This window comes from Pseudomonas brassicacearum (assembly GCF_003732265.1).
GTDB lineage: Bacteria > Pseudomonadota > Gammaproteobacteria > Pseudomonadales > Pseudomonadaceae > Aquipseudomonas > Aquipseudomonas brassicacearum_D.
The window spans coordinates 1-499 of record NZ_MOBK01000466.1 but is presented as its reverse complement, the minus strand read 5'-3'; the positions used below and the strand labels follow the sequence as shown (position 1 = coordinate 499).

Annotated in this window: 1 protein-coding gene; it reads left to right on the top strand. The window is 58.7% G+C overall.

What is annotated here, in order from left to right; genetic code table 11:
• Positions 1-115 precede the first annotated feature (115 nt).
• The coding region (gene ruvA, locus BK660_RS32290; protein ID WP_123436482.1) for a Holliday junction branch migration protein RuvA at positions 116-499 on the top strand (384 nt) is incomplete at its 3' end.

The window sequence follows — 499 nt, the reverse complement described above, 5'->3', positions numbered from 1 at the left end:
TAGCATCAGCATCAATTTTCCTGAAAGCGGATTTCTTGCGCCTGGGTCGTCGGCCCGGAATCCGCCTTTCGACAGTCGCCAGCCCACGGCTGGCCAACGCTCAAGGATCTGAAACGTGATTGGACGCTTGCGCGGCACTCTGGCTGAGAAACAGCCGCCGCACCTGATTCTGGATGTAAACGGCCTCGGGTATGAGCTGGAAGTGCCCATGACCACTCTTTATCGTCTGCCGTCGGTCGGTGAACCGCTGACCCTGCACACCCATTTGGTCGTACGCGAAGACGCGCAGTTACTCTATGGTTTTGCCGGCAAGCGTGAGCGAGACTTTTTTCGCGAGTTGATCCGTCTCAATGGTGTCGGGCCGAAATTGGCCCTGGCCCTGATGTCGAGTCTGGAAGTCGACGAACTGATCCGTTGCGTGCAGTCGCAGGACACCTCGGCGTTGACCAAGGTGCCGGGTGTCGGCAAGAAAACCGCCGAGCGTCTGCTGGTCGAGCTG